The sequence below is a fragment of the Arthrobacter sp. zg-Y844 genome, from assembly GCF_024385465.1.
Lineage (GTDB): Bacteria > Actinomycetota > Actinomycetes > Actinomycetales > Micrococcaceae > Arthrobacter_B.
In genome coordinates this window covers 468,112-489,935 of the sequence record NZ_JANFLS010000004.1, presented here as the reverse complement: position 1 = coordinate 489,935, position 21,824 = coordinate 468,112, and the positions used below count along the sequence as shown (strand labels likewise).

Here is a 21,824-nt window from a genome sequence, read left to right as displayed (position 1 = left end):
GTCGGCGCCGGGGGTGCCTCTGGACTAGGCTGGAGGGGACGAAGCCGTCCCGGCGTCCGGCAGGAGCATTTCCTGCTCGTTGACCGTGAACGCCGTCCGCAGCGGCACAGCCGCACCCCCACTCGGAAAGCGAACATGTCCCGGAGCACCACCGCGCCCATTTCATTGTCCGGCAAGCGCACACCCGACACGCGCCATACCACCGCCGCCAAGGCCATAGTCGCCTTGGCCGTGGGCAGTTTCGCAATCGGCACCACTGAGTTCAGCATTATGGGCCTGCTGCAGGAAATGGTCGAAGACCTGGGCATCTCCGTCCCCGCAGGCGGCCATGTGATCTCTGCCTACGCAATGGGCGTTGTGGTGGGGGCTCCCGTGCTTGCGGCTCTCGGAGCCCGGATGCCCCGCAAGACCCTGGTACTGGGCCTGATGCTCTTCTTCGCCCTGAGCAACTTGTCTTCGTTCTTTGCCGGGGATTACTCCTGGCTGCTCTTCACCCGGTTCCTGTCGGGGCTTCCGCACGGTGCCTTCTTCGGCGTTGCAGCGGTCATTGCCGCGTCGCTGGTGGCACCGACGCGCCGGGCCTGGGCCATCTCAATGGTCATGCTGGGACTAAGCATCGCCAACGTCGTAGGAGTCCCCTTTGCGACCTGGCTGGGACAGCAGGCCGGGTGGCGGTGGATGTTCGTCCTGGTGGCGGCCATCGGCCTCCTGAGCGTTGCCATGGTGGCCCGTTTCGTCCCGTACCAGGCACCCCTGGCCGGTGCCAGCATCAAGGGCGAGCTTAGCGCCCTCGGGCGGGCCCAGGTCTGGCTGGCCTTGCTGGTGGGAACTGTCGGTTTCGGCGGATTCTTTGCCGTGTATTCCTACATCGCGCCCACCATGACCGAGGTGGCGGGCATCTCCGAGAACGTGCTGCCCGTCGTCGTCGGGCTCTACGGCGTGGGCCAGGTGATCGGCAACGTGGCCGGCGGACGGCTGGCCGACATCAATGTCATGGGCAGCATCTACGCGATCCTGGGCGGCACAGTGGTAATCCTGCTGGCCTACGCGTGGGCGGTGCAGTACGCGGCGACCGCCATGGTGCTGGTTTTCCTGGTGGGCGTGATCGGCTCAATGCTGACGCCTCCGCTGCAGACCAGGCTGCTGGATGTTTCGCCGGGTGCCGAGTCACTGGCTTCGTCACTGAACCATGCGGCCCTGAACCTGGCCAATGCGCTGGGTGCGCTGCTCGGCGGCGTCGTAATCGCCTGGGGCTGGGGGTACCGCTCCCCCGCTGTGGTGGGAGCGGTACTCGCCCTGCTTGGTTTGGCTATTGCGCTGATCAGCGGGTCACTTGACCGGCGTCCTGCGCGTTCTTCGAAGCGAATACATCCGGCTCCAGGTAAATAGCGGTAGCGATCGGTACAGCGGCACGGATCCGTGCTTCCGCTGCGTTGATGCCGTCGGCGATTTCCTGGCCGGTTTGCTGTCAGCGCGGTCTGCGGGCAGAACCTGCGGGTTACCCGTTCTGGGCGCGTGCGGAGGCGTAAAGGCACACAGTTGCGGCCGTGCCGACGTTCAGGCTCTCGGCCCGGCCGTAAAGCGGGACGGCCACGCGGTGGTCGGCTGCGGCCAACTCTGCATCGGACAGGCCCTGGGCTTCGTTACCGAACAGCCACGCTGTGGGCAGCTCGAGCTGCGGAAGGGCGGCCTCTGCGGATCCGTCCGCCCCGTCGGGGCGGGAACTGCCGGTCTCCGAGGCACCGCCGAAGCGGCGCACAGCGCTGAGGTCCTGCAGCCGGTCCAGGTTGACGTTGCCGTAGCCGTCGGCCGCCAGGACCGTGACGCCTGCGGTATGCAGGGCGTGCATGACATCGGCGAAGTCGGCGCCGGTAACCACCGGCAGGTGGAAGAGCGACCCGGCGGTGGAACGCACCGCTTTGGGGTTGTAGATGTCCACGCTGGACGCCGTGAGCACTACGGCGTCGGCGCCGGCGGAATCCGCTGCGCGCAGCACGGTGCCCGCATTGCCCGGATCCCGCACCTCGCACAACACGGCGACGAGCTTCGCCCCTGAGGCGAGGACTTCCTCGAGAGTGGCGGTGGAGGTGTGGCAGACCGCCACGATGCCCTGCGGGGAAACGGTGTCGGCCATGGCGGCCAGGACTTCATCGGTGGCCAGGCGGAGCGTCACGCCGGAGGCCAGATCGGCCAGATCGGGCAGCCGGTCCAGGCAGGCCTCGGTGGCATAGACCTCGTGGACGACGGCGGGGCCGCCGTCGACCGCGGCCGCACGGTGCGCGGAAAGCGCCTCCCGCACGGCCTGCGGCCCTTCGGCCAGGAAACGGCCGGATTTTAAGCGCGAAGAGCGCCCGGCAAGCTTCGCTACATCACGGACCCGATCGGCTCGGGGGTTGGACATAAGCGGTGCCTGCGGGCGCCCTTCAAGGTTCATCGGCTTTTAGGAACCGACTTAGCCCTGGAACTTCTGGCGGGATTCTCCGCCAGCGGGCTCCAGGCCTGCAGCCTTGGCTGCTTCAACGGAGTTGAACCAGTACTCGGCAACGGTCTGCTCGTACCAGGTGGAACCCGGGACGTGGTACTTGCCCGAACCCAGGTTGCCCTTGATAACGAAGCCTTCCGGGGCGTCGCCCTCGGAAGCCTTGAAGCCGCCCTGAGCGGAGGCAACGGCAGCAGCCGGCTTTTCGGCGGCGGCGGGAGCGGCAGCCTTGGCAACCGGAGCGGCCGCGACGGCCGGAGCGGAGGTGTCGGACGGCAGTGCGTCCTTGGCGAGCTGGACCAGTGCGGCGAAGGCAGCAGCGTCATTGACGGCCAGTTCGGCCAGCATGCGGCGGTCAACCTGGATCTCGGCCAGCTTCAGGCCCTGGATCAGGCGGTTGTAGGTCAGGCCGTTGGCGCGGGAAGCAGCGTTGATGCGCTGGATCCACAGGCGGCGGAAGTCGCCCTTACGCTTGCGGCGGTCACCGTAGCTGTACACAAACGAGTGCAGCAGCTGCTCTTTGGCCTTACGGACCAGGCGCGAACGCTGTCCGCGGTAACCCTTGGCGCGCTCGAGAATAACCCGACGCTTCTTGTGGGCGTTAAGCGCCCGCTTCACACGTGCCACGTGCGTACTCCTTTTGGTAAATCTCCCCGACTTCAAAAAAGTCTCTGCACCTGTTGATCCCAGGCGGGGAAAGCTTGATGGGTGATGCCGGCCCGGACGGGACGGCTATCGGGGACTGGCTAGATGCCGAGCATCTTCTTGATGACCTTGGCGTCCGCCGGTGCCACGAGCTTGTCGTTGGCGAGGCGGCGGGTCAGCGTGGAGGGCTTGTGCTCCAGGTAGTGGCGGCGGTTAGCCTGCTGGCGCTTGAGCTTGCCGGTACCGGTCAGCTTGAAGCGCTTCTTGGCGCCACTGTGGGTCTTCATCTTCGGCATGTCTACCGATCTCCTTTAGGTTTCCGCGGGCAGGCCCGCGGGGCTTCGGACACCTTGCGGGTGCCAGGGCTTATTACTGGACGCCGGAACGAGGCGCAGTGCAGTGAAACTACTCTGCAGTTCCGGGCTTGTTCTGGCCGGTGGTCCCCCGCGAGGAGGACGGCTTGCCGGCAGGCTTCGGTGCTGCGGCAGGCTTGGGCCGGGCTGCAGGCTTGGGCGCAGGCTTTGCCGCCGTCGGCTTCGGAACCGCTGCAGGCTTAGGCGCTGCGGCAGGCTTCGCTGCTTCTGCCGGCTTCGCGGGCTCCGCCGGAGCGGCGGGAGCGGCGGGAGCGGCAGCTTCAGCGGCAGGCGCTGCGGCCGGCTTGCTGGCTGCAGCCACACGGCGTGCCTCGGTTGCAGCCTTTTCGGCAGCTGCAGCCCTGGCCCGCTTTGCGGCCTGTTCCTTTTCAGCCTGCTCCTGCTCGGCGCGGGCCTTGTCGGCAGCTTCAGCGGAGGAACCCAAACGCAGTCCGTCCGGAAGCAGGTCCGCGAGGCTCTGCGTCATGGGAGCAGCCTTCTCCGAGGTGTTCACCCGTTCGGGTGCCTCCCCGTTTCGAACTGCCTCGTTCGCTGCCTTGGCGTCGGCGCGCTGGGTAGCCCGTCGCGCTTCGGCCTTGGCCTCGGCCTTGTTCTTCACCGGTCCAATGACCATAACCATGTTGCGGCCGTCAATACGCGGGGTGGACTCAACCACACCCACCTCGGCAACATCCTCAGCGAACTTGTTCAGCAGCTTCATGCCCATTTCCGGGCGCTGCTGTTCACGTCCACGGAACTGGATCATGGCCTTGACCTTGTCACCGGCGGCCAGGAAGCGCATGGCGTGTCCGCGCTTGGTTTCGTAGTCGTGGGTGTCGATTTTCAGGCGGAAGCGGATTTCCTTCAGAACGGTGTTCGTCTGGTTCTTCCGGGCTTCGCGTGCCTTGACGGCGGCTTCGTACTTGTACTTGCCGAAGTCCATTAGTTTGCACACCGGAGGCTTGGCCTGCGGTGCTACCTCAACAAGATCCAGGTCAGACTCGGCAGCCAGACGAAGCGCGTCCTCAATCCGGACCACTCCGACCTGCTCACCTGCCGGACCTACCAGCCGCACCTCGGGGACGCGGATCCGATCATTGATTCTTGGCTCGCTAATGTTGCAGCTCCTGTGCTCTTCAAAACGGCTACCGCCTGCAAATGAAGAAGGCCTCCAATTGCAAGCGCAATCGAAGGCCCTGTAGGGGGTCGGCAGCAACTGCTCCGAAGCCAGTTCGAAGGCAGTTAGCTCCCGGAATAAACCGCAGTAATACTGCAGCCCGTCCGGGGCCGACCTGAACCCGGCAACTCTGCCGCCAACGAGGGCGGTCAGGCTGACGCGGGTGGGAGGGGTCTCCGCTTGCATACCGGCGCCGTAGGCTTCCAGGAGGAAAGTGTGATTTTCATCCTGCCCGTGATGGGCATTGAAAGTAACGACAACCAGTCGGTCTGTGACAAGCTTACCAGTATGAGTACCCCACAGAGCAATCCGGCAGGCGAGGCAACCCGCCACTCCTTCCCGGGAACATCAGCAGAGTCCGAATCTGCGGCAGCAGCACAGCAGGAAGTCGTCGAGCAGATGCGCGACATCGCCGAGGTGCCGGCCATCGAAGTCATTACGACGGCGGCCGTGCACCTGATGAGCGCAGCAGCCGTGAAGTGCGGCCTGGCCGAAGGCGATGACGCCGAGGAGCTCAAGGACCTGGACGAGGCCCGCAAGCTGATTACCGCCCTTGCCGGTTTCGTCACCGCCGCCGCTCCGGAGATCGGCAGCCAGCATGCCGGTCCGTTGCGCGATGGACTGCGTTCCCTGCAGCTGGCCTTCCGGGAAGCCTCCGTTATCCAGGATGCCCCGGGCAAGGGTCCGGGCGAAAAGTTCACCGGTCCCGTCAGCTAGGACTCCCCTCCTCCCCCACACCATTGAATGCCCGAAGGGCCTGATGCCGGCAGCTGCCGGTACCGCGGAATCCGCGGCAGGCTCTTCGGGCTTTTTCGTGCCCGGAAGCTAGCTGACCGGAGCCGTGCGCCGGGCGAACCATCGGACCGTAAGCGTCACCAGCACCAGCACCGATGCGGCGCCGCCGGCCATCAGGAAGCCGGACCAGGGGCCTATGACGTCGATGGCCAGGCCTGCCACCGGCGCGCCCAGTGCGGTGCCGGCGGTCATTGACGAGCCGTACCAGCCCATCGCTTCACCCCGCCGTTCCTCCGACACGAGGTCGGCAACCCGCTCGGATGCCGAGGACAGCACCGGCGCGCAGAGCAGGCCCGCGGGGATGGAAAGCAGCGCCAGGCTGAGGGTGCTGGTGGCGAAAGTCATCGGCATGGTCAGGACAGCCATGGCCAGCAGAAGCAGCATCGGTGAGATCCGCCGGTTCATGGCACCGTAGAGAATCCCGCCGACAGCGGAGGCTGCGCACCACGCCACGAACACGATGCCGACCTCTGACGGGTTTCCGCCTGCTTCCACCAGCGCCACCATGCCGACGTCGGTGCTCGACAGCAGCAGGCCGGCGCCGACGGCGACGGCAAAGACCACGGCCACGCTCGGGGTGAACCAGCCGAAGTTCCCCGCGAGGCCGTTTCGCAGCCTGCCGAACAGGTTCTGCGGCCCGTCCGGCAGCCCCGCACCGGTGAGCTCCATCGGTGCTTCCTGCACGTTTGCCGGGGCCACGGCGACCGCGGCGGCCGCGGCGGCATCCTGCTCGTCTGCGGCGGTCACGGCATTCCGGGGTTCCGCGGTCCGGGTGGGCGGGTTGAACCAGATCAGCAGCAGTCCCGCTACGGCGGCGGAGACCCCGACTGCGGTCAGTCCGATGACGGACGAGCGCGTTGCTATTACCGCGCCCAGGGCAGGGCCCATCATGAAAATAAGCTCGGTGGCGATGGAATCCAGGGCAAAGGCGGTGCGCCGCTGTTCGCCGGTGGCCAGGACGCCCAGCGACTGCCGCACCACGCTGAAGACCGGAAGCGTGAACACGCCGCCGATCAGCGCCAGGACCAGCAGCCATTCGAAGCTGGCGTGCGGAGCAAGGCTCCAGATGACAGCCTCGGCAATAACCGAGGGAATCAGGGCACGCCTCAGGCCCACGGTGTCCACGCGGCGGCCTCGCCAGGGGGCACCCACTGCGATGCCGATGGTGACGACGGCGGCTACCGCGCCGGCGGCCGCGTAGCCCTTGTCCATGGTGTTGACCACGTGCAGGGTCAGCAGCACGCCGGCGGCGGAATGCGGGAAACGGGCGATCATCCCGATGAGCAGGACACGGCGGATAGGAGCTATCCGCAGCATCTCGCGGTACAGGCCAAAATTCACGGCAGTTCTCTTCTGGCGGCTACGCCGGACGGGTCAGCGCGTGATCTTCAGGTCAAGTGAATCCACGCGCTCAACAAACTCGGGGTTGGCAGTCAGGCGCTGCTGCAGTCCGGCCGCCAGGGCAGAAACGTCCTGCGGATCAAGTCCGGGCGCTAGCTGAAGCACCATTCTAAGCTCAGGACCGGCCCCTCCCCCGGCCACCGGAGTACCGGCGGCGGTCCGCGACGCGGTCCCCGGCCCCTGTTGGAGGGTGACGGCCAGGATCCGCGGATCCGGCCCGGCGGCGGCTTCAGCCGCCGCGACGAGGCCGGCGTCGGCATAGGAGGGCACCCACTCCTGTTGCCGGGCCAGGGCCCACATGGCCGGGCGCCGCACCACGAAGGTGAACTCGGCTCCCGGGTCGATAACCAGCAGCTGGGCGTCTTCGGCGACGGCGGAGAGTGCGGCACGGTTGGCGTAGACCGCAACCGGCCGGGCTTCGGGATGCCAGTGTTCCAAGGCGTCCACCGAGGTGAACACCGGCAGCGCCTTGCGGCCGTCCGGGGCGTTGAGCGTCACAAGCGCCATATCGGCCTGCTTGTCCGCGGTCAGCCCGTGGTCGGACTCGGCTTCCTCCCCCAGCACGGCGATGATCGGCACGAAGACGCGGGCCGTGGCCAGGGAGGCTACGACTTCCGCTTCGCTTCCGCTCCCGGCAATCAGTTTCGCCAGGGCCGCCGCGTACCCTGCGTCGGTCTGCCCGTTGTCTGAGTCGAAGTTGTGCAGCGGGTTTCCCTCGCCGGCCAGGTCCCGTCCGGACCACGGCCGGCCCGCCGAATCGGTGGGGCCGCCGGCGCCGGCAAGGGCCGCCGCAATGTGGCCCGGTAGTTCGCGTGCTGCCATACCTAGCGTTCCGGGTGCCCGGCGACGTCGAAGGCCTGGGGCAACGTGAACGCGCCGGCGTAGAGCGCCTTGCCCACAATGGTGCCCTCGAGCCCCAGCGGAACCAGTTCCCGGAGCGCAGCCAGGTCATCGAGGCTGGAGATGCCGCCGGAGGCGACCACCGGACGGTCGGTGCGTTTCAGTACCTCGCGGAGCAGTTCCAGGTTGGGTCCGCGCAGCGTGCCGTCCTTCGTCACGTCGGTAACCACGTAGCGGGCACAGCCGGCCTCTTCCAGCCGGGCCAGGACCTCCCAGAGGTCCCCGCCTTCCTGGGTCCAGCCGCGTGCGGCGAGGGTGGTGCCGCGCACGTCAAGGCCGACGGCGATGGCCTGGCCGTAGCGGGCAATGGCACTGGCGGTCCACCCCGGGTTCTCCAGTGCCGCGGTTCCCAGATTGACCCGGGCGGCACCGAGCTCCAGTGCCTTTTCCAGCGACTCGTCGTCCCGGATCCCGCCGGACAGTTCCACCTTGATGTCCAGGGACTTCACCACACGGCTGAGGAGGTCGAGATTCGAGCCGCGCCCGAACGCCGCGTCGAGGTCCACGAGATGGACCCATTCGGCGCCGTCGTTCTGCCAGGCCAGGGCTGCGTCCAGCGGATCGCCGTAGCTGGTCTCGCTGCCCGCCTCGCCCTGCACCAGTCGCACGGCTTGGCCGTCCGCTACGTCTACGGCGGGCAGCAGTTCAAGGACAGGGGTTTCGCTGAAGGGCATTTGGATGCTTTCGGTGGTGGGGTCAGGAGAGGTCGAGGGTCAGCAGGTACGCGCCCAGCAGGGCCATTCCGGCCAGGACCCAGAAACTGATAACGATGATTTTGGACATGCCCTGGCTGCGGAAGGAGACCGCACCGCCGATGAGCAGTCCGGCCAGGCCCATGAGGATAACGCTCCACATATCGGTGCCTAGCCCAGGGTCTTCAGCCAGTTGTTCAGCAGCGCCGCACCGGCGTCACCGGACTTTTCCGGATGGAACTGGGTGGCCGACAGGGCGCCGTTCTCCACCGCGGCGATGAACGGGCCGCCGTGGTCCGCCCACGTCACCTGCGGCGGGCGCATGGCCGGCTGGGTGACGTCGAAGTCCCATTTCTGCACCCCGTAGCTGTGTACAAAGTAGAACCGCTCGTTCTCGATGCCCTCAAACAGTGCCGATCCTTCGGGCGGAGTCACGGTGTTCCAGCCCATGTGGGGTACGACGTCGGCGGCCAGCCGCTCGACCACGCCGGGCCATTCGCCCATCCCCTTGGTCCGGACACCGTGTTCCACGCCTTCGTCAAAGAGGACCTGCAGGCCTACGCAGATACCCAGAACCGGCCGGCCGCCGGCTACGCGGCGCCCGATCATGCGGATCGCGTCCACGTCCTTGAGGCCCTGCATTACCGCCGCGAAGGCTCCAACACCGGGCACCACCAACCCATCGGCGTTCAGCACATCGTCAGGCTTGGCGCTGAGTGTGACGTTGGCGCCGGCGTGCTCCAGGGCGCGGACAGCCGACCGGATGTTGCCGGATCCGTAGTCCAGGACAGTGACGTTGCGGGGACTCACAGTGCTCCCTTTGTGGAGGGGATGCCCTCGACGCGCGGATCGGATTCGACGGCTGCACGCAGGGCGCGGGCGAAGGCCTTGAACTGGGCCTCGACGATGTGGTGCGGATCGCGTCCGCCAAGGACCCGCATGTGAAGGCAGATCTGGGCGTGCAGGGTGATGGCTTCGAACACGTGGCGGGTCAGGGATCCGGTGAAGTGTCCGCCGATCAGGTGGTATTCCTGGCCGGCGGGTTCCCCGGAGTGCACCAGGTAGGGACGCCCGGAAATATCGACGACGGCGTTTGCCAGCGCCTCGTCCAGGGGTACCGTGGCTTCGCCGAAGCGGCGGATGCCGGCCTTGGTGCCCAGGGCAGTCTTCAGCGCCTCGCCGATGCTGATCGCGATGTCCTCGACCGTGTGGTGGACGTCGATGTGGGTGTCGCCGGTGGCCCGGACGGTGAGGTCCATCAGCGAGTGCTTGGCCAGCGCCGTCAGCATGTGGTCATAGAACGGCACCGAGGTGCTGATATCGGCGCGGCCGGTGCCGTCCAGGTCCAGCTCGACGAAGACAGACGATTCGCTGGTGGTCCGCTCAAGGCGGGCGGTGCGTCCGGTGGCGGTCTCCACAGTCATGGGGTTCCTTCACGAAAATTGGAAGCGGGGTCAATAGGCAAAGCCCCGGCAGGTCATCAGTTTAGTCCCGAACGCCCCGACTCACTGAAACCGGGGTCATCCTGGGCACCCGGCTTCCGCTCAGGCAGCGAGCAGTTCCCGCAGCCGCGTCAGGAACGCAGTGGTTTCGGCTTCGGTGCCGGCTGTGACCCTCAGGTGGCCCTCGATGCCGATGTCACGGACGAGGACCCCGGCTTCGAGCAGGCCTTCCCATACCGCCCGGGGATTCTCCATACCGCTGAACAGCACGAAATTGGCGTCCGACGGCGCCGGTTCCAGTCCGAGCGCACGCAGTTCTTTCACGATGCGGTCCCGCTGGCCCTTGATGTCTTCCACATTGGAGAGGAGCGCATCGGCGTGCGTGAGGGCAGCATTCGCCGTCGCCTGGGTGATGGCGGAGAGGTGGTAGGGCAGGCGGACCAGCCGCAGGGCGTCCGCAATCTGCGGCGCTGCGGCAAGGTAGCCGATCCGGGCCCCGGCGAGTGCGAAGGCCTTCGACATGGTCCGGGAGATAATCAGCCGCTCCCGGCCAGGGAGCAGCTGCAGCGCACTGGGGGTATCGACGTGGGAAAACTCTGCATACGCCTCATCAACGACGACGATGGCGTTCGAAGCTTCTCCCGCTTCATAGGCGGCTTCGATCACGTCCAGTTCCAGGGCGGTACCCGTGGGATTGTTCGGGGTGCACAGGATCACGATATTGGGTGCCTGCGCCCGGATCTGCTCCGCAGCCGATTCGGGGGTCAGGGAGAAGTCCCGCTCCCGCGAGCCGGTGACGTACGCGGTGCCGGTGCCGCTGGCGAGCAGCGGGTACATGGAGTAGGTGGGCGGGAAGCTCATGGCCGTCCGCCCGGGTCCGCCGAACGCCTGCAGGATCTGCTGGAGAACCTCGTTGGAACCGTTCCCGGCCCAGATATTCTCCGCAGCCAGTCCGTGGCCGAGATATTTGGCCAGGTTTTCCCGCAGCAGGGTGAATTCGCGGTCGGGATATCGGTTCAGGCCGGCGACCACTGATTCAATCTCGGCCAGAATGGCCCGGCGCACATGCTCTGGAAGTCCGTGGGTATTTTCGTTGACGTTCAGCAGGATGGGCACATCCAGCTGAGGGGCGCCGTACGGGGTCAGGCCCCGCAGATCATCGCGCAGGGGAAGTCTGTTCAGGTTTTCCAGCTGTTCGTTCACTTCTACAGCTTAGGACGGACTGCGGTGACGTTGTATTTGAGGGACTTCCAGCACCCCTCTGTTACGGGCACGCAGGTAAGGATCACCGGAGCGCGCTGGCCGGTGGATCAGCGTGAGACCGGGATGTAAATCTGGCTGCCGGCAGGGACGGTGGCGTCCGCCAGGTTGTTGAGTTCCACGATGTCGGCGACCACGGTGCGGGGATCCCGGTCCGGAGCGAACTCGGTGGCGAGCGACCACAGTGAATCCCCGGCGGATACACCCACCTGGATGGTGCGTGTCTGTTCCGGGGAGTCCCCCGAGGCCATGGCCGGTGCGGTGAAGAATCCGATGAAGGCCAGCAGTGCGGCGGCCACGATCATCAGCGGGGCGCCGACCAGGACGAGCCGGCCGCGGCGAGTCAGGCGCAGCGGGACAGATGCCTGGGCGTCCGCGGTGGTGGCCATGCGGGCGGGGCCGGCCGCCCGGTCGGGGGAAGATCCGGTGAGGCTCTGCGCGGTGATGCTCTGTGCAGTGATGCTCTGTGCAGTGAGGGGAAGTACGTGTACTGACATGTCAATACCTTTCCGGTCCGAAGAGCAGCTCCGCCGATTCCCCCGCCTCCCGTAAAAAGCACCGGGAAAACAGTGTGGCTCGAAACTGCATTCGAACATCTGGTGGGTCCGCCGAGGTGTCGGTGGACCGTTTTCTACTCAGGGTCGAACATATGTTCGAAGCTGTACTCGAACATTTCTAGCACTTATCTACGAACATTGTCGAGACTCGCTCGAATATATGTTTGAAAATATGCCTGCGCTCCCCTAGCGTTGAACCTGTTGGAAGCGGCTGGGACCAACTAACCATCCGGCACTGACAAAACGGCTTGGCGGGATAGACCACCGCATCGAACCACTGCATCGAATCAACGCACCGCAGTACCTCAGCAACGCAGCACCGCAGCACCAACCAGATACACCGCTAGAACCATCCGGCCCGCATCCACGGGCCGACTGTGAAGGGAAGCCGACGTGGCCCGTGTTACCAATGGCAGCACCCCCTCCCCTGCCGCGCCCGCGCCGGCAGGACGTACCAAGGGCCTTACCGCCCGGCAGACGAAGATCCTGGAGACCATCCAGCGTTCGGTGAACGCGAACGGCTATCCCCCGTCCATGCGGGAGATCGGCGACATAGTGGGGCTGGCCAGCCTTTCCAGCGTTACGCACCAGCTGAGCCAGTTGGAGAAGCTGGGCTACATCCGCCGGGACCCCAAGCGCCCGCGCGCCATGGAGATACTGGTTCCGCTCCTGCTCCGCGATGCTCCTGTGCGCCGGGGCAAAGGCAACGCGGGCGACGACGGGAACACCGTGGAGGCTGCTGAGGGTGCAGCAAAGGGCGGCTCCGGCGGCGGCAGCCCACGCACGCAACGTTCCGGCAGCGTCTCCGACCTCACCACCGCAATCGACACCGCGATGGTTCCGCTGGTCGGGCGGATCGCCGCAGGCGGACCCATCCTGGCCGACCAGCAGGTCGAAGAGATGGTCCCCCTTCCGCGCCAACTCGTAGGGCACGGCGACCTGTTTATGCTTCGGGTGGCGGGCGATTCCATGGTGGATGCGGCCATCTGCGACGGTGACTGGGTGGTTGTCCGCCGCCAGCCCACCGCCGAAAACGGTGACATTGTCGCGGCCCTGCTCGAAGACGAGGCAACCGTGAAGACCTTCCGGCAGCGCAACGGACATACCTGGCTGCTGCCCCAGAACACCCGCTACGAGCCGATCCTCGGTGACGAAGCCACCATTATGGGCAAAGTCGTCTCAGTGATGCGTTCGCTCTAGGCACAAGCTGACCGTCCTGGCCGGACGTAAAGGACCATGCAAAAGCAGCGCCGCCGGTACACGGCGGCGCTGCTTTTTGCTTTCCGGGATCACCTTTCCCGGGCGGGGTTTACTTCTTCGCGCCCGCGGGTTCCGCGGCGAGCCGCTTCAGGGCCTGAAGCACCACGGAACGGTCGGTGGTGGACCAGAACGGCGGCAGGGCGGCCCGCAGGAAACTGCCGTAGCGTGCGGTTGCCAGGCGGGAGTCAAGCACAGCCACCACTCCCTTATCCCCGGAGGCGCGGATCAGCCGGCCGGCACCCTGGGCGAGCCGGACGGCTGCGTGGGTGGCCGAGACGCTCATGAAGCCGTTGCCCCCGGCCTTGGCAACCGCCCGGGTGCGGGCGGTCATCAACGGATCGTCCGGGCGCGGGAACGGAATCCGGTCAATGATGACCAGCCGGCAGGAGGCGCCGGGGACGTCCACGCCCTGCCAGAGGGACATGGTGCCGAACAGGCAGGTCTCGTCCTCGTCGGCAAACTGCTGGACCAGGGCGGACATGGTGGATTCGCCTTGGCAGAGGATCGGAAAGTCCACCCGCTTCCGCAGGGCTTCCGCGGCTTCCTCCGCTGCACGGCGGGAGGAGAAAAGCCCCAGGGCGCCGCCGCCGGAGGCCTTGATCAGCGCCTCCAGTTCATCCAGCTGCTCCGGGGAGGTGCCGCGTCCCGGTTTCGGCAGGTCCTTGGCTACGTACAGGACACCCTGCCGCGGGTAGTCGAAGGGGCTGCCGACGTCGGTCCCCGTCCACTTCGGTGCACCGGCACCCAGCAGCCCCAGGGCCCCGGCCACCGGGCCGAACTCCGCCCCGATGGCGAGGGTGGCCGAGGTCAGCACCACGGTGTGCCCGTCGAACAGGCCTTCGCGCAGCCGGCCGGCCACGGACAGCGGTGCGACGTTGATGGTGGGTGGTGCGTCTTCTTCCGGGGCGGTGTAGCCGGTGCCCGGCGAGAAGGTGCTGGCACGCGACGCCCACAGCACCTCCCCTGAATTCACTGCGTCAAGGATGCGTTCGCACAGTTCCAGGACAGCCATCAGGCGCGAGCGTGCCATCTGGCGGCCGCCGTCGACGGCGTCGGAGCCTTCGGGCTTGGAGTCGGACAGCGCTGTGCGGCAGGCTTCACGCACGGATCCCAGGACCAGCTCCTGGTCTTCGGACAGCCCCGCGGCCAGCAGGCCGGAGGGCACCGGGGCAAACACCGAGTCGAAGGCCCGGCCGGCAGCGGCAAGCGGCTCCATGGTGGCGGACGTGTGTTTGCGTGCTGCGGAGACCGCCGCGGCAATGACTGTTCCGGAGAGTTGTCCGGTAACCGCTCCGGTAACCCTGTCCTGCAGCTCGTGGGCCTCATCGATCACCACTACGTCATAGTCCGGCAGGACGGCCAGTCCCTCGAACGCACTGATGGCCAGCATCGCGTGGTTGGTGATCACCAGATCGGCGACGGCGGCCTTGGCCCGTGCCCGTTCGCTGAAACAGGCCTCCGCCACCGGGCACTTCTGCGCCCCCAGGCACTCCATGGAGGTGACGGACACCTGACGCCAGGCACGGTCGCTGACGCCGGGAAGCAACTCATCCCGGTCACCGGTTTCCGTTTCCTGCGCCCATTCCTGCAGGCGGACGACGTCGCGCCCCAGGGCGGAGGTGGGCCCGCCGGCGGGAGCGGGATGGGAGACAGCCTGCTCGTCGCCAAGCAGGAACAGTGTTCCGGCTTCGTCTTCCTCGGGGAATCCGCCGCCGGTCTTGTGGACGCAGACGTAGTTGCTGCGGCCCTTGAGCAGGGCAACATCCACCTCCCGCGGAAGCTTCGGTTCCAGGGTCTTCAGCAGGCGCGGGAGGTCACGCCCGACGATCTGGGACTGCAGGGCCAACGTGGCAGTGGAGACCAGCGCGGGCTTGCTGCTTTCCAAGGCGTGCGCAATCAGCGGGACCAGGTAGGCAAGCGACTTGCCCGTACCCGTTCCCGCCTGCACCAGCAGGTGGTCACCGGACTCGATGGCCTCGGCCACCTGCCGGGCCATCTCGTGCTGGCCGGGCCGGTTCTGCCCGCCCATGGCCGCCACCGCAGTATCAAGCAGATCCAGGACCTGGTCCGGTCCCTGTGGCGCTTTCCTACCCATGGGTCACGAACTGCTCCAGCTCTGCTGCCAGCCCTTCACGAACCTTCACATGCAGCTGGGTGCCGGCTTCGCCGTGCTCCACGGAGAGGATCTCGGCGTCTTCCTGGTGCAGGCGCGAGACGATGTCGCCGCGCTCGTAGGGCACCAGGAGTTCCAGGTCCACGCCGGGGCGCGGAATGCCCTCGGAAATCGCCTGCAGCAGCTCGGGGATGCCCTCGCCCGTGCGGGCCGAGACGACCACGTGCCGGGGCTCGCGCTGGCGCAGCCGCTCAAGCACGAACGGATCCGCTGCGTCGGCCTTGTTCAGCACGATGATTTCGGGCACCTTGCGGGCGTCGACTTCGGTGAGGACGGTCCGGACGGCCGCGATCTGGCCCTCCGGGTCCGGGTGCGAAGCGTCAACCACGTGCAGGATCAGGTCTGCGTCGGCTACTTCCTCCAGGGTGGAGCGGAAGGCTTCCACCAGCTGGGTGGGCAGCGACCGGACAAACCCTACGGTGTCAGCGAGCGTGTAGCCGATTCCGTCTTCGGTCTGGGCCTTGCGGATGGTGGGATCCAGGGTGGCGAACAGTGCGTTCTCCACCAGCACCCCGGCATCGGTGAGCCGGTTCAGCAGCGAGGACTTTCCTGCATTGGTGTAGCCGGCAATGGCGACGGAGGGCACGGAGTTGCGGTGCCGGTTGGCCCGCTTGGTTTCGCGCGCCGGCTTCATGCCCGCGATTTCGCGGCGGAGCTTGGCCATCCGCGTGCGGATCTTCCGGCGGTCCAATTCGATCTTGGTTTCACCGGGGCCGCGCGAACCCATGCCCGCGCTGGCGCTGCCGACCTGGCCGCCTGCCTGCCGGGACATCGATTCGCCCCAGCCACGCAGGCGCGGCAGCAGGTATTCCAGCTGCGCCAGTTCCACCTGGGCCTTGCCCTCGCGGGACTTGGCATGCTGGGCGAAGATGTCCAGGATCAGAGCTGTCCGGTCGATGACCTTGACCTTGACGATGTCTTCCAGCCCGCGGCGCTGGGACGGAGCCAGCTCACTGTCCACGATGACCGTGTCTGCACCGGTGGCCGTCACAATGTCCTTGAGTTCCTGGGCCTTGCCGGACCCGAGGAAGGTGCCGGGGTCCGGCTTGAGCCGGCGCTGGATGATGCCGTCCAGGACTTCGGATCCCGCAGTCTCAGCCAGTGCGGCCAGTTCCTTCAACGAGTTTTCGGCGTCGGCGGCAGTGCCCTCGCTCCAGAGCCCGGCAAGGACAACCCGTTCCAGCCGCAGCTGGCGGTATTCGACCTCGGTAACGTCCTCGAGTTCGGTGGAAAGCCCGGCAACGCGGCGCAGTGCGCGGCGTTCCTCCAGGTCCTGCTGCTCGCCGTCGTGGACGGAATGCCCGCTATCGCTGTCGGAGAGCGCGAGGGCGCGGCCTCGCTGCTTGTCGCCGGGGGCCTTCGCTTCGACCGCGCTGTCCTTGGCGAGAATCCTGTCGATGACACCCTGGATATCCGAAGGACTCAGTTCGGGTGTGGAACTGTCCGTGGAACTGTCTGTCGAATTCACAGGACGGGAGTTGTTGATCGTCATAATCTCCTTATTGGAACGTACTTTCCATGGTAGGCCAGTGAACCGACAAATCCTCGGGAAAACAACCTTCTCCGCAATGGATCCCTACCGCGCCAGCTGTCCCTTACAACCCGTACGGCCACCCATAAATTCCATGCCACACGCCTGCAGCGACTAATCTGGACTGTTATGGGTTCAGACCACTACTTCTCCTCCACACCGTCCGGGCCCGAGGTCCGCAAACCGCTGCGCGTCCGCCTCAACGGGACCGAACGGACCCTGCAGACAGCGGGCGGGATCTTCAGCCCCGACGGGATCGACAAGGGCACGATGGTTCTGCTGGAGGAAGTTCCCGCGCCGCCGGAAACCGGCAACCTGTTGGACATCGGCTGCGGCTGGGGACCCATCGCCCTCACCCTGGCGCTGAAATCCCCCGCGGCCCGGGTCTACGCCGTCGACGTCAACGAACGCTGCATCGCGCTGACCCGGGACAACGCAGCGGCGTTGGGCTGCGGCAACGTCACGGCCTCGCTGCCGGAGGAGGTGGACCCGGAAGTACGCTTCGACACCATCTGGTCCAACCCGCCCATCCGGATCGGCAAAGAGGAACTGCATGCCCTGTTGCTGCTCTGGCTGCCGCGCCTGGCGCCGGGCGGCACTGCCTGGCTGGTGGTGCAGAAAAACCTGGGCTCGGATTCCCTGCAGCGCTGGCTGGCGGAGACGCTGCCGTCCGGATTCACCGTCTCCCGCCACAGCACCGCGAAGTCCTTCCGGACCCTCAAGGTGGAACGCAGCGCCTAGAGCAGGGTGCCGCGTGCCACCAGGACGGCCGGTCCGCTGAGCTCCACATGTTCGCGGCCGTCGGGTCCGGTCAGGAAACGGACGCCGACGACGCCGCCCGGCACAGTCACCGCCCAGTCATCGGGTGCGTCGGCTCCGGCCCAGAACCGGGTGGCTACGGCGGCCGCACAGGCGCCGGTACCGCAGGAGAGGGTTTCGCCGACGCCGCGCTCGTGGACGCGCATGGTGAGAAGCCCCACCCCGTCTTCTACGAGCGGCTCGGCCGGGACCACGAACTCCACGTTGGTGCCGTGCTCCGGCTCCGGCTGCACGGACGGAGCTGCCGTCAGGTTGGTCGCGGCCAGTTCATCCAGTTCCGCGAGGGCCACGACGGTGTGCGGGTTGCCCATGCTGACGGACAGGCCCGGGCGGGGCACCTCCAGTCCGTCTGCGTTGACCACCGTGTCCATGGACTTGGCAGCCGCGTGGTCGGGGTAAATGAACTCCCAGGGCCCCATGTCCACCGCATAGCCGCCGGCCATCCGGGTTACGGTCTTGACCCCGGCGCGGGTACCGATCACCAGGGACGCGCCTTCGGCCAGTTCCACCAGCCGCTCTTCCAGCAGGAAGTGCACGAAGACGCGCACCCCGTTCCCGCACATTTCCGAGACGCTGCCGTCCGAGTTCCGGTAGTCCATGAACCATTCGGCGTCCGGAGCCGTCTGCAGCAGGGCACGGCCTTCAGGGAGATGCCCGGACCGGACGGCCCGGATGAAACCGTCGCCGCCTACTCCGCGGTGCCGGTCGCAGACAGCGGCTACTTCGTCGGCGGCAAGATCATGCGCAGCGTCGGGATCGGCCACCAGCACAAAGTCGTTGCCGGTGCCGTGGCCCTTCGCGAAGGGCAGTCCCGCAACGGAGGAGGGCAGGCCGGAGGCGGACAGGGATGCGGCGGAGGAGGCAGGGGTATTGGTCACTTACCAAGGATACTGGGCGGGTGCCCTTCCCGGACGGCCGCGGCCGCCCGGGCCACCAGCCGGGGGTCGTTGTGCTCCAGCCAGGTGATCCGGGGATCCGCACGGAACCAGGTCAGCTGCCGGCGGGCGAACTGGCGGGTAGCCACCACTGTTGCAGCCGAGGCTTCCGCCACGGACGATTTCCCGTCCAGGACGGCCAGGAACTGTGCGTATCCCAGGGCGCGCGAGGCGGTCCGGCCGGTCCGCAGTCCTGCCGGCTCAAGCCGCCGGACTTCTTCGAGCAGCCCCTGTTCCACCATCCTGTCCACCCGACGGGCCAGGCGTTCGTGCAGCACCGGACGTTCCACGCCCAGGCCGATCTGCACGGCCGGCGAGACGTACTGGCGCACCGGCATGAAGGAACTGAAGGGGCGTCCGGTCAACTCGAAGACCTCCAGCGCGCGTACCACCCGGCGCGCGTCGGAGATCCGTTCGGCTGAGACGGGGTCCACTTCCCGCAGCCGGTCCTGCAGCGCGGGCAGGCCCCGGGTTTCCAGTTCGGCTTCGATCCCGGCGCGGACCGCCGGGTCGGTACCCGGGAAGTCAAGGACGTCCAGTGCGGCCCGGACGTACAGGCCGGAACCCCCGACCAGGATGGGGTACCTGCCCCGCGCCCGGATCTCAGAAATCAGCTCCCGTGCCTGCGCCTGGAAGGCCGAGACGCTTGCCTCTTCGGTCACGTCCATGATGTCCAGCAGGTGGTGCGGCACGCCGCGGCGTTCGGCTACGGAAATCTTCGCCGTGCCGATGTCCATCCCCCGGTAGAACTGCATGGAATCGGCATTGATCACTTCCCCGCCGAGTTCCAGGGCCAGGGCAACGCCGAGGTCGGACTTTCCGGACCCGGTGGGACCGACGACGGCGATCACCGGCCGTTCGTCGGCGGACGGCATGGAAGGGGACGGCATGGAAGCGCTCAAGGGGGTTACCGCCGGGGAATCGGGGAGACTTGGGGAAGGGTTCACGGGCGCTCAGGAACGCGGCGGCAGCGCGGGCATGCCCAGGGACACACCGGTGCGGGTACCTGCAGGTCCGGCCGGCACCCCGCAGGACTCGGCCTGCGAGCGGTCCCAGGCATCGCCTGCGCGCGAACGCCGCAGCGAGTAGTCCGCGGGTCCGGCGGGGTCGGAGATCAGGTGGAACGCAGCGGCCGCCGTGACCGGCACGGTTACGAGGTCGCCCGGGCGCGGTACCGGCGCGCCGTCGGGCACCGAGAAGTGCACCAGGCGCTGGTCCCGGGAACGTCCGGACAGACGCCCGGTCTCGCCGGATTTACGGCCCGAAGCGGCGGTGACCATGACCTCGACGGTGGTGCCCACCTGCTTGGCGTTTTCCTCGGCGGCAATCCGGTCCTGCAGCGCGGTGAGGCGTTCATAGCGCTCCTGCACCACGGCCTTGGGCAGCTGGTCAGCCAGCTCTGCCGCCGGGGTGCCCGGACGCTTCGAATACTGGAAGGTGAAGGCGGTGGCGAAGCGGGACTGCTCCACGACGTCGAGGGTGGCGGCGAAGTCCTCTTCGGTCTCCCCCGGGAAACCGACAATGATGTCCGTGGAAATGGCCGCGTGCGGCATCCGCTCGCGGACCTTGTCCAGGATGCCCAGGAACTTCTTTGACCGGTAGGAGCGGCGCATGTCCTTGAGGACCTTGTCCGAGCCCGACTGCAGTGGCATATGCAGCTGCGGCATCACGTTGGGCGTCTCGGCCATGGCCTCAATGACATCGTCGGTGAAGGCCGCAGGGTGCGGGCTGGTGAACCGCACCCGTTCCAGGCCCTCGATGTCGCCGCAGGCCCGCAGCAGCTTGGCGAAGGCCCCGCGGTCGCCGAACTCCACCCCGTAGGAGTTTACGTTTTGTCCGAGCAGCGTTACCTCGATGGCGCCGTCGTCCACCAGGGCCCGGATTTCCGCCAGGATCTCCCCCGGCCGGCGGTCGCGTTCCTTGCCGCGCAGCGACGGGACGATGCAGAAAGTGCAGGTGTTGTTGCAGCCCACGGAGATCGAGACCCAGCCCGAATACACGGAATCTCGTTTGGTGGGCAGCGTGGAGGGAAAGACGTCCAGCGACTCCAGGATCTCCAGCTCGGCCTTGGCATTGTGGCGGGCCCGTTCCAGCAGTGCCGGCAGCGAACCGATGTTGTGCGTGCCGAAGACGGCGTCCACCCAGGGTGCCTTGCGCAGGATCGTATCCCGGTCCTTCTGGGCCAGGCAGCCGCCCACGGCGATCTGCATCCCGGGCCGCTTTTCTTTGACCGGCGCCAGCTGCCCGAGGTTGCCGTACAGCTTGTTGTCCGCGTTCTCCCGCACGGCACAGGTATTGAACACGACGATGTCCGCCAGGCCGCCGTCGGACGGCACATAACCCGCGCCTTCCAGCAGGCCCGAAATCCGCTCGGAATCATGCACATTCATCTGGCAGCCGAAGGTGCGCACCTCGTAGGTGCGGGGCTGGGCCGCAGCGGACTCGGGGGCGGGAGAAGAAACAGTCAAACTCACCCTCCTAGGGTACGTCCATCGGCGGTACCGTCCGGTATGCCCCGCGGCAGACTTTTTCCTAATACCAGTTGTTGGCGTAATGGAAACTGAGTGCACCACAGGGGCTGCCGTAGCGGGACGCAATGTAATCCAGGCCCCAGTTGATCTGCGTGGAATAGCTGACTTTCCAGTCGGCTCCGGCCACTTGCATCTTTTCCGCCGGGAGGGACTGCGCAATTCCGTAGGCCCCGCTGCCGGGGTTGAGGGCACTGGTCAGCCATTCCGATTCCTTCGTCCAGAGCGTGTCGAGGCAGGCCAGCTGGCCCGCGTCCCAACCGCGGGCGGGCAGGGCCGAGGCAGCGTAGGCCTTGGCCGCGGCGGGATCGTCCAGCGGTACGGCGGCTCGGGCCGCGTCGTCCGCAGCCGATTGCGCGGCTGTCTCCGCTGCAGCACGTGCGGCCTCGTCGGCCGCGGGCTCCGCCGGGGGCTCCAGGGGTTCCGGCGCCTCGACCTCTGTTCCCGTCCCCGCTTCGACCGTCAGGGGATTCTCCGCCGCCTGCCGATCGGGCACGCTGTCAGTCGCTGGACGTTCGTCCGGTCCTGCTGCGCCGTCCCTGCCGTCGTCGGCGTCCTCTGCGGTGTCGGCAGCGGCAAGGAGCGGCTCGGCCAGGTTCACCAGCTGGATGCCGGCCGTGGCCCGGAGGTTCGCTCCGGCAGTGCCAAGGGCAGCGCCGGAAACACCTACCGCTGCCAGGGAACCCAGCGCGGTTGCGGCACCGAGGTGGAGCCGCCGACGGCGTCGCAGGGCTCGTCGGATGCGGGTCTCTTCGCGTCGCGTCAAGTTAGTTGAAGTCACAAGCGCAGGACCGTATCGGAGTTTTCTGGGAAAAGTCTCAAAACGGTAACGCTGCTATTGACGTCGACCAGGTAGCCTGCCTGTCGCTACAGGTAC

General features: G+C 66.8%; 22 protein-coding genes. 4 read left to right on the top strand and 18 right to left on the bottom strand.

Going from position 1 to position 21,824, the window contains the following annotated elements:
• Positions 1-135 precede the first annotated feature (135 nt).
• Positions 136-1,389 (top strand): MFS transporter, encoded by a 1,254-nt coding sequence (locus tag NNX35_RS14670; RefSeq protein ID WP_255868132.1) that lies wholly within the window; start codon positions 136-138, stop codon positions 1,387-1,389.
• Between the two features lie 109 nt (positions 1,390-1,498).
• On the opposite strand, the gene NNX35_RS14660 is transcribed toward NNX35_RS14670, so the two are convergent.
• The 4 genes from NNX35_RS14660 to infC form a co-directional block, all read right to left on the bottom strand.
• Positions 1,499-2,434 carry an RNA methyltransferase gene (locus tag NNX35_RS14660; RefSeq protein WP_255868131.1) on the bottom strand — a complete coding sequence of 312 codons (936 nt, stop codon included), beginning with the start codon at positions 2,432-2,434 and terminating at the stop codon, positions 1,499-1,501.
• Positions 2,435-2,452: 18 nt separating this feature from the next.
• The gene (gene rplT / locus NNX35_RS14655; RefSeq protein WP_255767217.1) at positions 2,453-3,106 is read right to left on the bottom strand and encodes a 50S ribosomal protein L20; all 654 of its coding nucleotides are present in this window, start codon (positions 3,104-3,106) and stop codon (positions 2,453-2,455) included.
• A gap of 119 nt (positions 3,107-3,225) precedes the next feature.
• Positions 3,226-3,420, bottom strand: a complete 195-nt coding sequence (rpmI, locus tag NNX35_RS14650) for a 50S ribosomal protein L35 (RefSeq protein ID WP_146363238.1) — start codon at positions 3,418-3,420, stop codon at positions 3,226-3,228.
• Positions 3,421-3,529: 109 nt separating this feature from the next.
• The gene (infC, locus tag NNX35_RS14645) at positions 3,530-4,552 is read right to left on the bottom strand and encodes a translation initiation factor IF-3 (RefSeq protein ID WP_370647083.1); all 1,023 of its coding nucleotides are present in this window, start codon (positions 4,550-4,552) and stop codon (positions 3,530-3,532) included.
• Positions 4,553-4,942: 390 nt separating this feature from the next.
• Here infC and NNX35_RS14640 point away from each other — a divergent pair, with 390 nt between their 5' ends.
• A complete protein-coding gene (locus NNX35_RS14640) occupies positions 4,943-5,371 on the top strand; it encodes a DUF1844 domain-containing protein (RefSeq protein ID WP_255767216.1) in 429 nt (142 codons plus the stop codon).
• A 108-nt stretch (positions 5,372-5,479) separates the two neighbouring features.
• On the opposite strand, the gene NNX35_RS14635 is transcribed toward NNX35_RS14640, so the two are convergent.
• From NNX35_RS14635 to NNX35_RS14600, 8 genes are all read right to left on the bottom strand, one after another.
• Entirely contained in the window at positions 5,480-6,790 is a 1,311-nt protein-coding gene (locus NNX35_RS14635; RefSeq protein ID WP_255868130.1) for an MFS transporter, read from the bottom strand.
• Between the two features lie 33 nt (positions 6,791-6,823).
• Complete coding sequence (locus tag NNX35_RS14630; RefSeq protein ID WP_255767214.1) at positions 6,824-7,672, bottom strand: SseB family protein; 849 nt, start codon at positions 7,670-7,672, stop codon at positions 6,824-6,826.
• 2 nt (positions 7,673-7,674) lie between these two features.
• Complete coding sequence (gene priA, locus NNX35_RS14625) at positions 7,675-8,424, bottom strand: bifunctional 1-(5-phosphoribosyl)-5-((5-phosphoribosylamino)methylideneamino)imidazole-4-carboxamide isomerase/phosphoribosylanthranilate isomerase PriA (protein ID WP_227924528.1); 750 nt, start codon at positions 8,422-8,424, stop codon at positions 7,675-7,677.
• Positions 8,425-8,446: 22 nt separating this feature from the next.
• A complete protein-coding gene (locus NNX35_RS14620; RefSeq protein ID WP_227924525.1) occupies positions 8,447-8,605 on the bottom strand; it encodes a hypothetical protein in 159 nt (52 codons plus the stop codon).
• Positions 8,606-8,613: 8 nt separating this feature from the next.
• On the bottom strand, positions 8,614-9,252 hold the full coding sequence (gene hisH / locus NNX35_RS14615; protein ID WP_255767213.1) for an imidazole glycerol phosphate synthase subunit HisH: 639 nt from the start codon (positions 9,250-9,252) through the stop codon (positions 8,614-8,616).
• On the bottom strand, positions 9,249-9,866 hold the full coding sequence (gene hisB, locus NNX35_RS14610; protein ID WP_227924520.1) for an imidazoleglycerol-phosphate dehydratase HisB: 618 nt from the start codon (positions 9,864-9,866) through the stop codon (positions 9,249-9,251). The genes hisH and hisB overlap by 4 nt, the downstream gene beginning before the upstream one ends.
• A gap of 120 nt (positions 9,867-9,986) precedes the next feature.
• Positions 9,987-11,087: a histidinol-phosphate transaminase gene (locus NNX35_RS14605; protein WP_255868129.1), complete on the bottom strand. Its 1,101-nt coding sequence runs from the start codon at positions 11,085-11,087 to the stop codon at positions 9,987-9,989.
• A 107-nt stretch (positions 11,088-11,194) separates the two neighbouring features.
• Entirely contained in the window at positions 11,195-11,641 is a 447-nt protein-coding gene (locus NNX35_RS14600; RefSeq protein WP_255868128.1) for a LysM peptidoglycan-binding domain-containing protein, read from the bottom strand.
• Positions 11,642-12,094: 453 nt separating this feature from the next.
• Between NNX35_RS14600 and lexA the strand changes: the two genes are divergently transcribed.
• Positions 12,095-12,901: a transcriptional repressor LexA gene (lexA, locus tag NNX35_RS14595; protein WP_255863337.1), complete on the top strand. Its 807-nt coding sequence runs from the start codon at positions 12,095-12,097 to the stop codon at positions 12,899-12,901.
• A gap of 109 nt (positions 12,902-13,010) precedes the next feature.
• Here lexA and NNX35_RS14590 read toward each other — a convergent pair whose 3' ends face one another.
• Positions 13,011-15,056, bottom strand: coding sequence for an ATP-dependent DNA helicase (locus NNX35_RS14590; RefSeq protein WP_255767208.1), 2,046 nt, complete (start codon positions 15,054-15,056; stop codon positions 13,011-13,013).
• On the bottom strand, positions 15,049-16,626 hold the full coding sequence (gene hflX, locus NNX35_RS14585; RefSeq protein WP_255868127.1) for a GTPase HflX: 1,578 nt from the start codon (positions 16,624-16,626) through the stop codon (positions 15,049-15,051). Before hflX ends, NNX35_RS14590 begins: the two co-directional genes overlap by 8 nt.
• Before the next feature lie 168 nt (positions 16,627-16,794).
• Between hflX and NNX35_RS14580 the strand changes: the two genes are divergently transcribed.
• The gene (locus NNX35_RS14580; protein ID WP_255868126.1) at positions 16,795-17,406 is read left to right on the top strand and encodes a class I SAM-dependent methyltransferase; all 612 of its coding nucleotides are present in this window, start codon (positions 16,795-16,797) and stop codon (positions 17,404-17,406) included.
• Here NNX35_RS14580 and dapF read toward each other — a convergent pair.
• From dapF to NNX35_RS14560, 4 genes are all read right to left on the bottom strand, one after another.
• Positions 17,403-18,362 (bottom strand): diaminopimelate epimerase, encoded by a 960-nt coding sequence (gene dapF, locus NNX35_RS14575; protein WP_255868125.1) that lies wholly within the window; start codon positions 18,360-18,362, stop codon positions 17,403-17,405. The two genes, NNX35_RS14580 and dapF, sit on opposite strands and share 4 nt — an antisense overlap.
• Positions 18,359-19,309: a tRNA (adenosine(37)-N6)-dimethylallyltransferase MiaA gene (gene miaA / locus NNX35_RS14570; RefSeq protein ID WP_370647090.1), complete on the bottom strand. Its 951-nt coding sequence runs from the start codon at positions 19,307-19,309 to the stop codon at positions 18,359-18,361. The genes dapF and miaA overlap by 4 nt, the downstream gene beginning before the upstream one ends.
• Before the next feature lie 63 nt (positions 19,310-19,372).
• Positions 19,373-20,893, bottom strand: coding sequence for a tRNA (N6-isopentenyl adenosine(37)-C2)-methylthiotransferase MiaB (gene miaB / locus NNX35_RS14565; RefSeq protein WP_255868124.1), 1,521 nt, complete (start codon positions 20,891-20,893; stop codon positions 19,373-19,375).
• 58 nt (positions 20,894-20,951) lie between these two features.
• On the bottom strand, positions 20,952-21,728 hold the full coding sequence (locus NNX35_RS14560; RefSeq protein WP_255868123.1) for a hypothetical protein: 777 nt from the start codon (positions 21,726-21,728) through the stop codon (positions 20,952-20,954).
• Positions 21,729-21,824 lie beyond the last annotated feature (96 nt).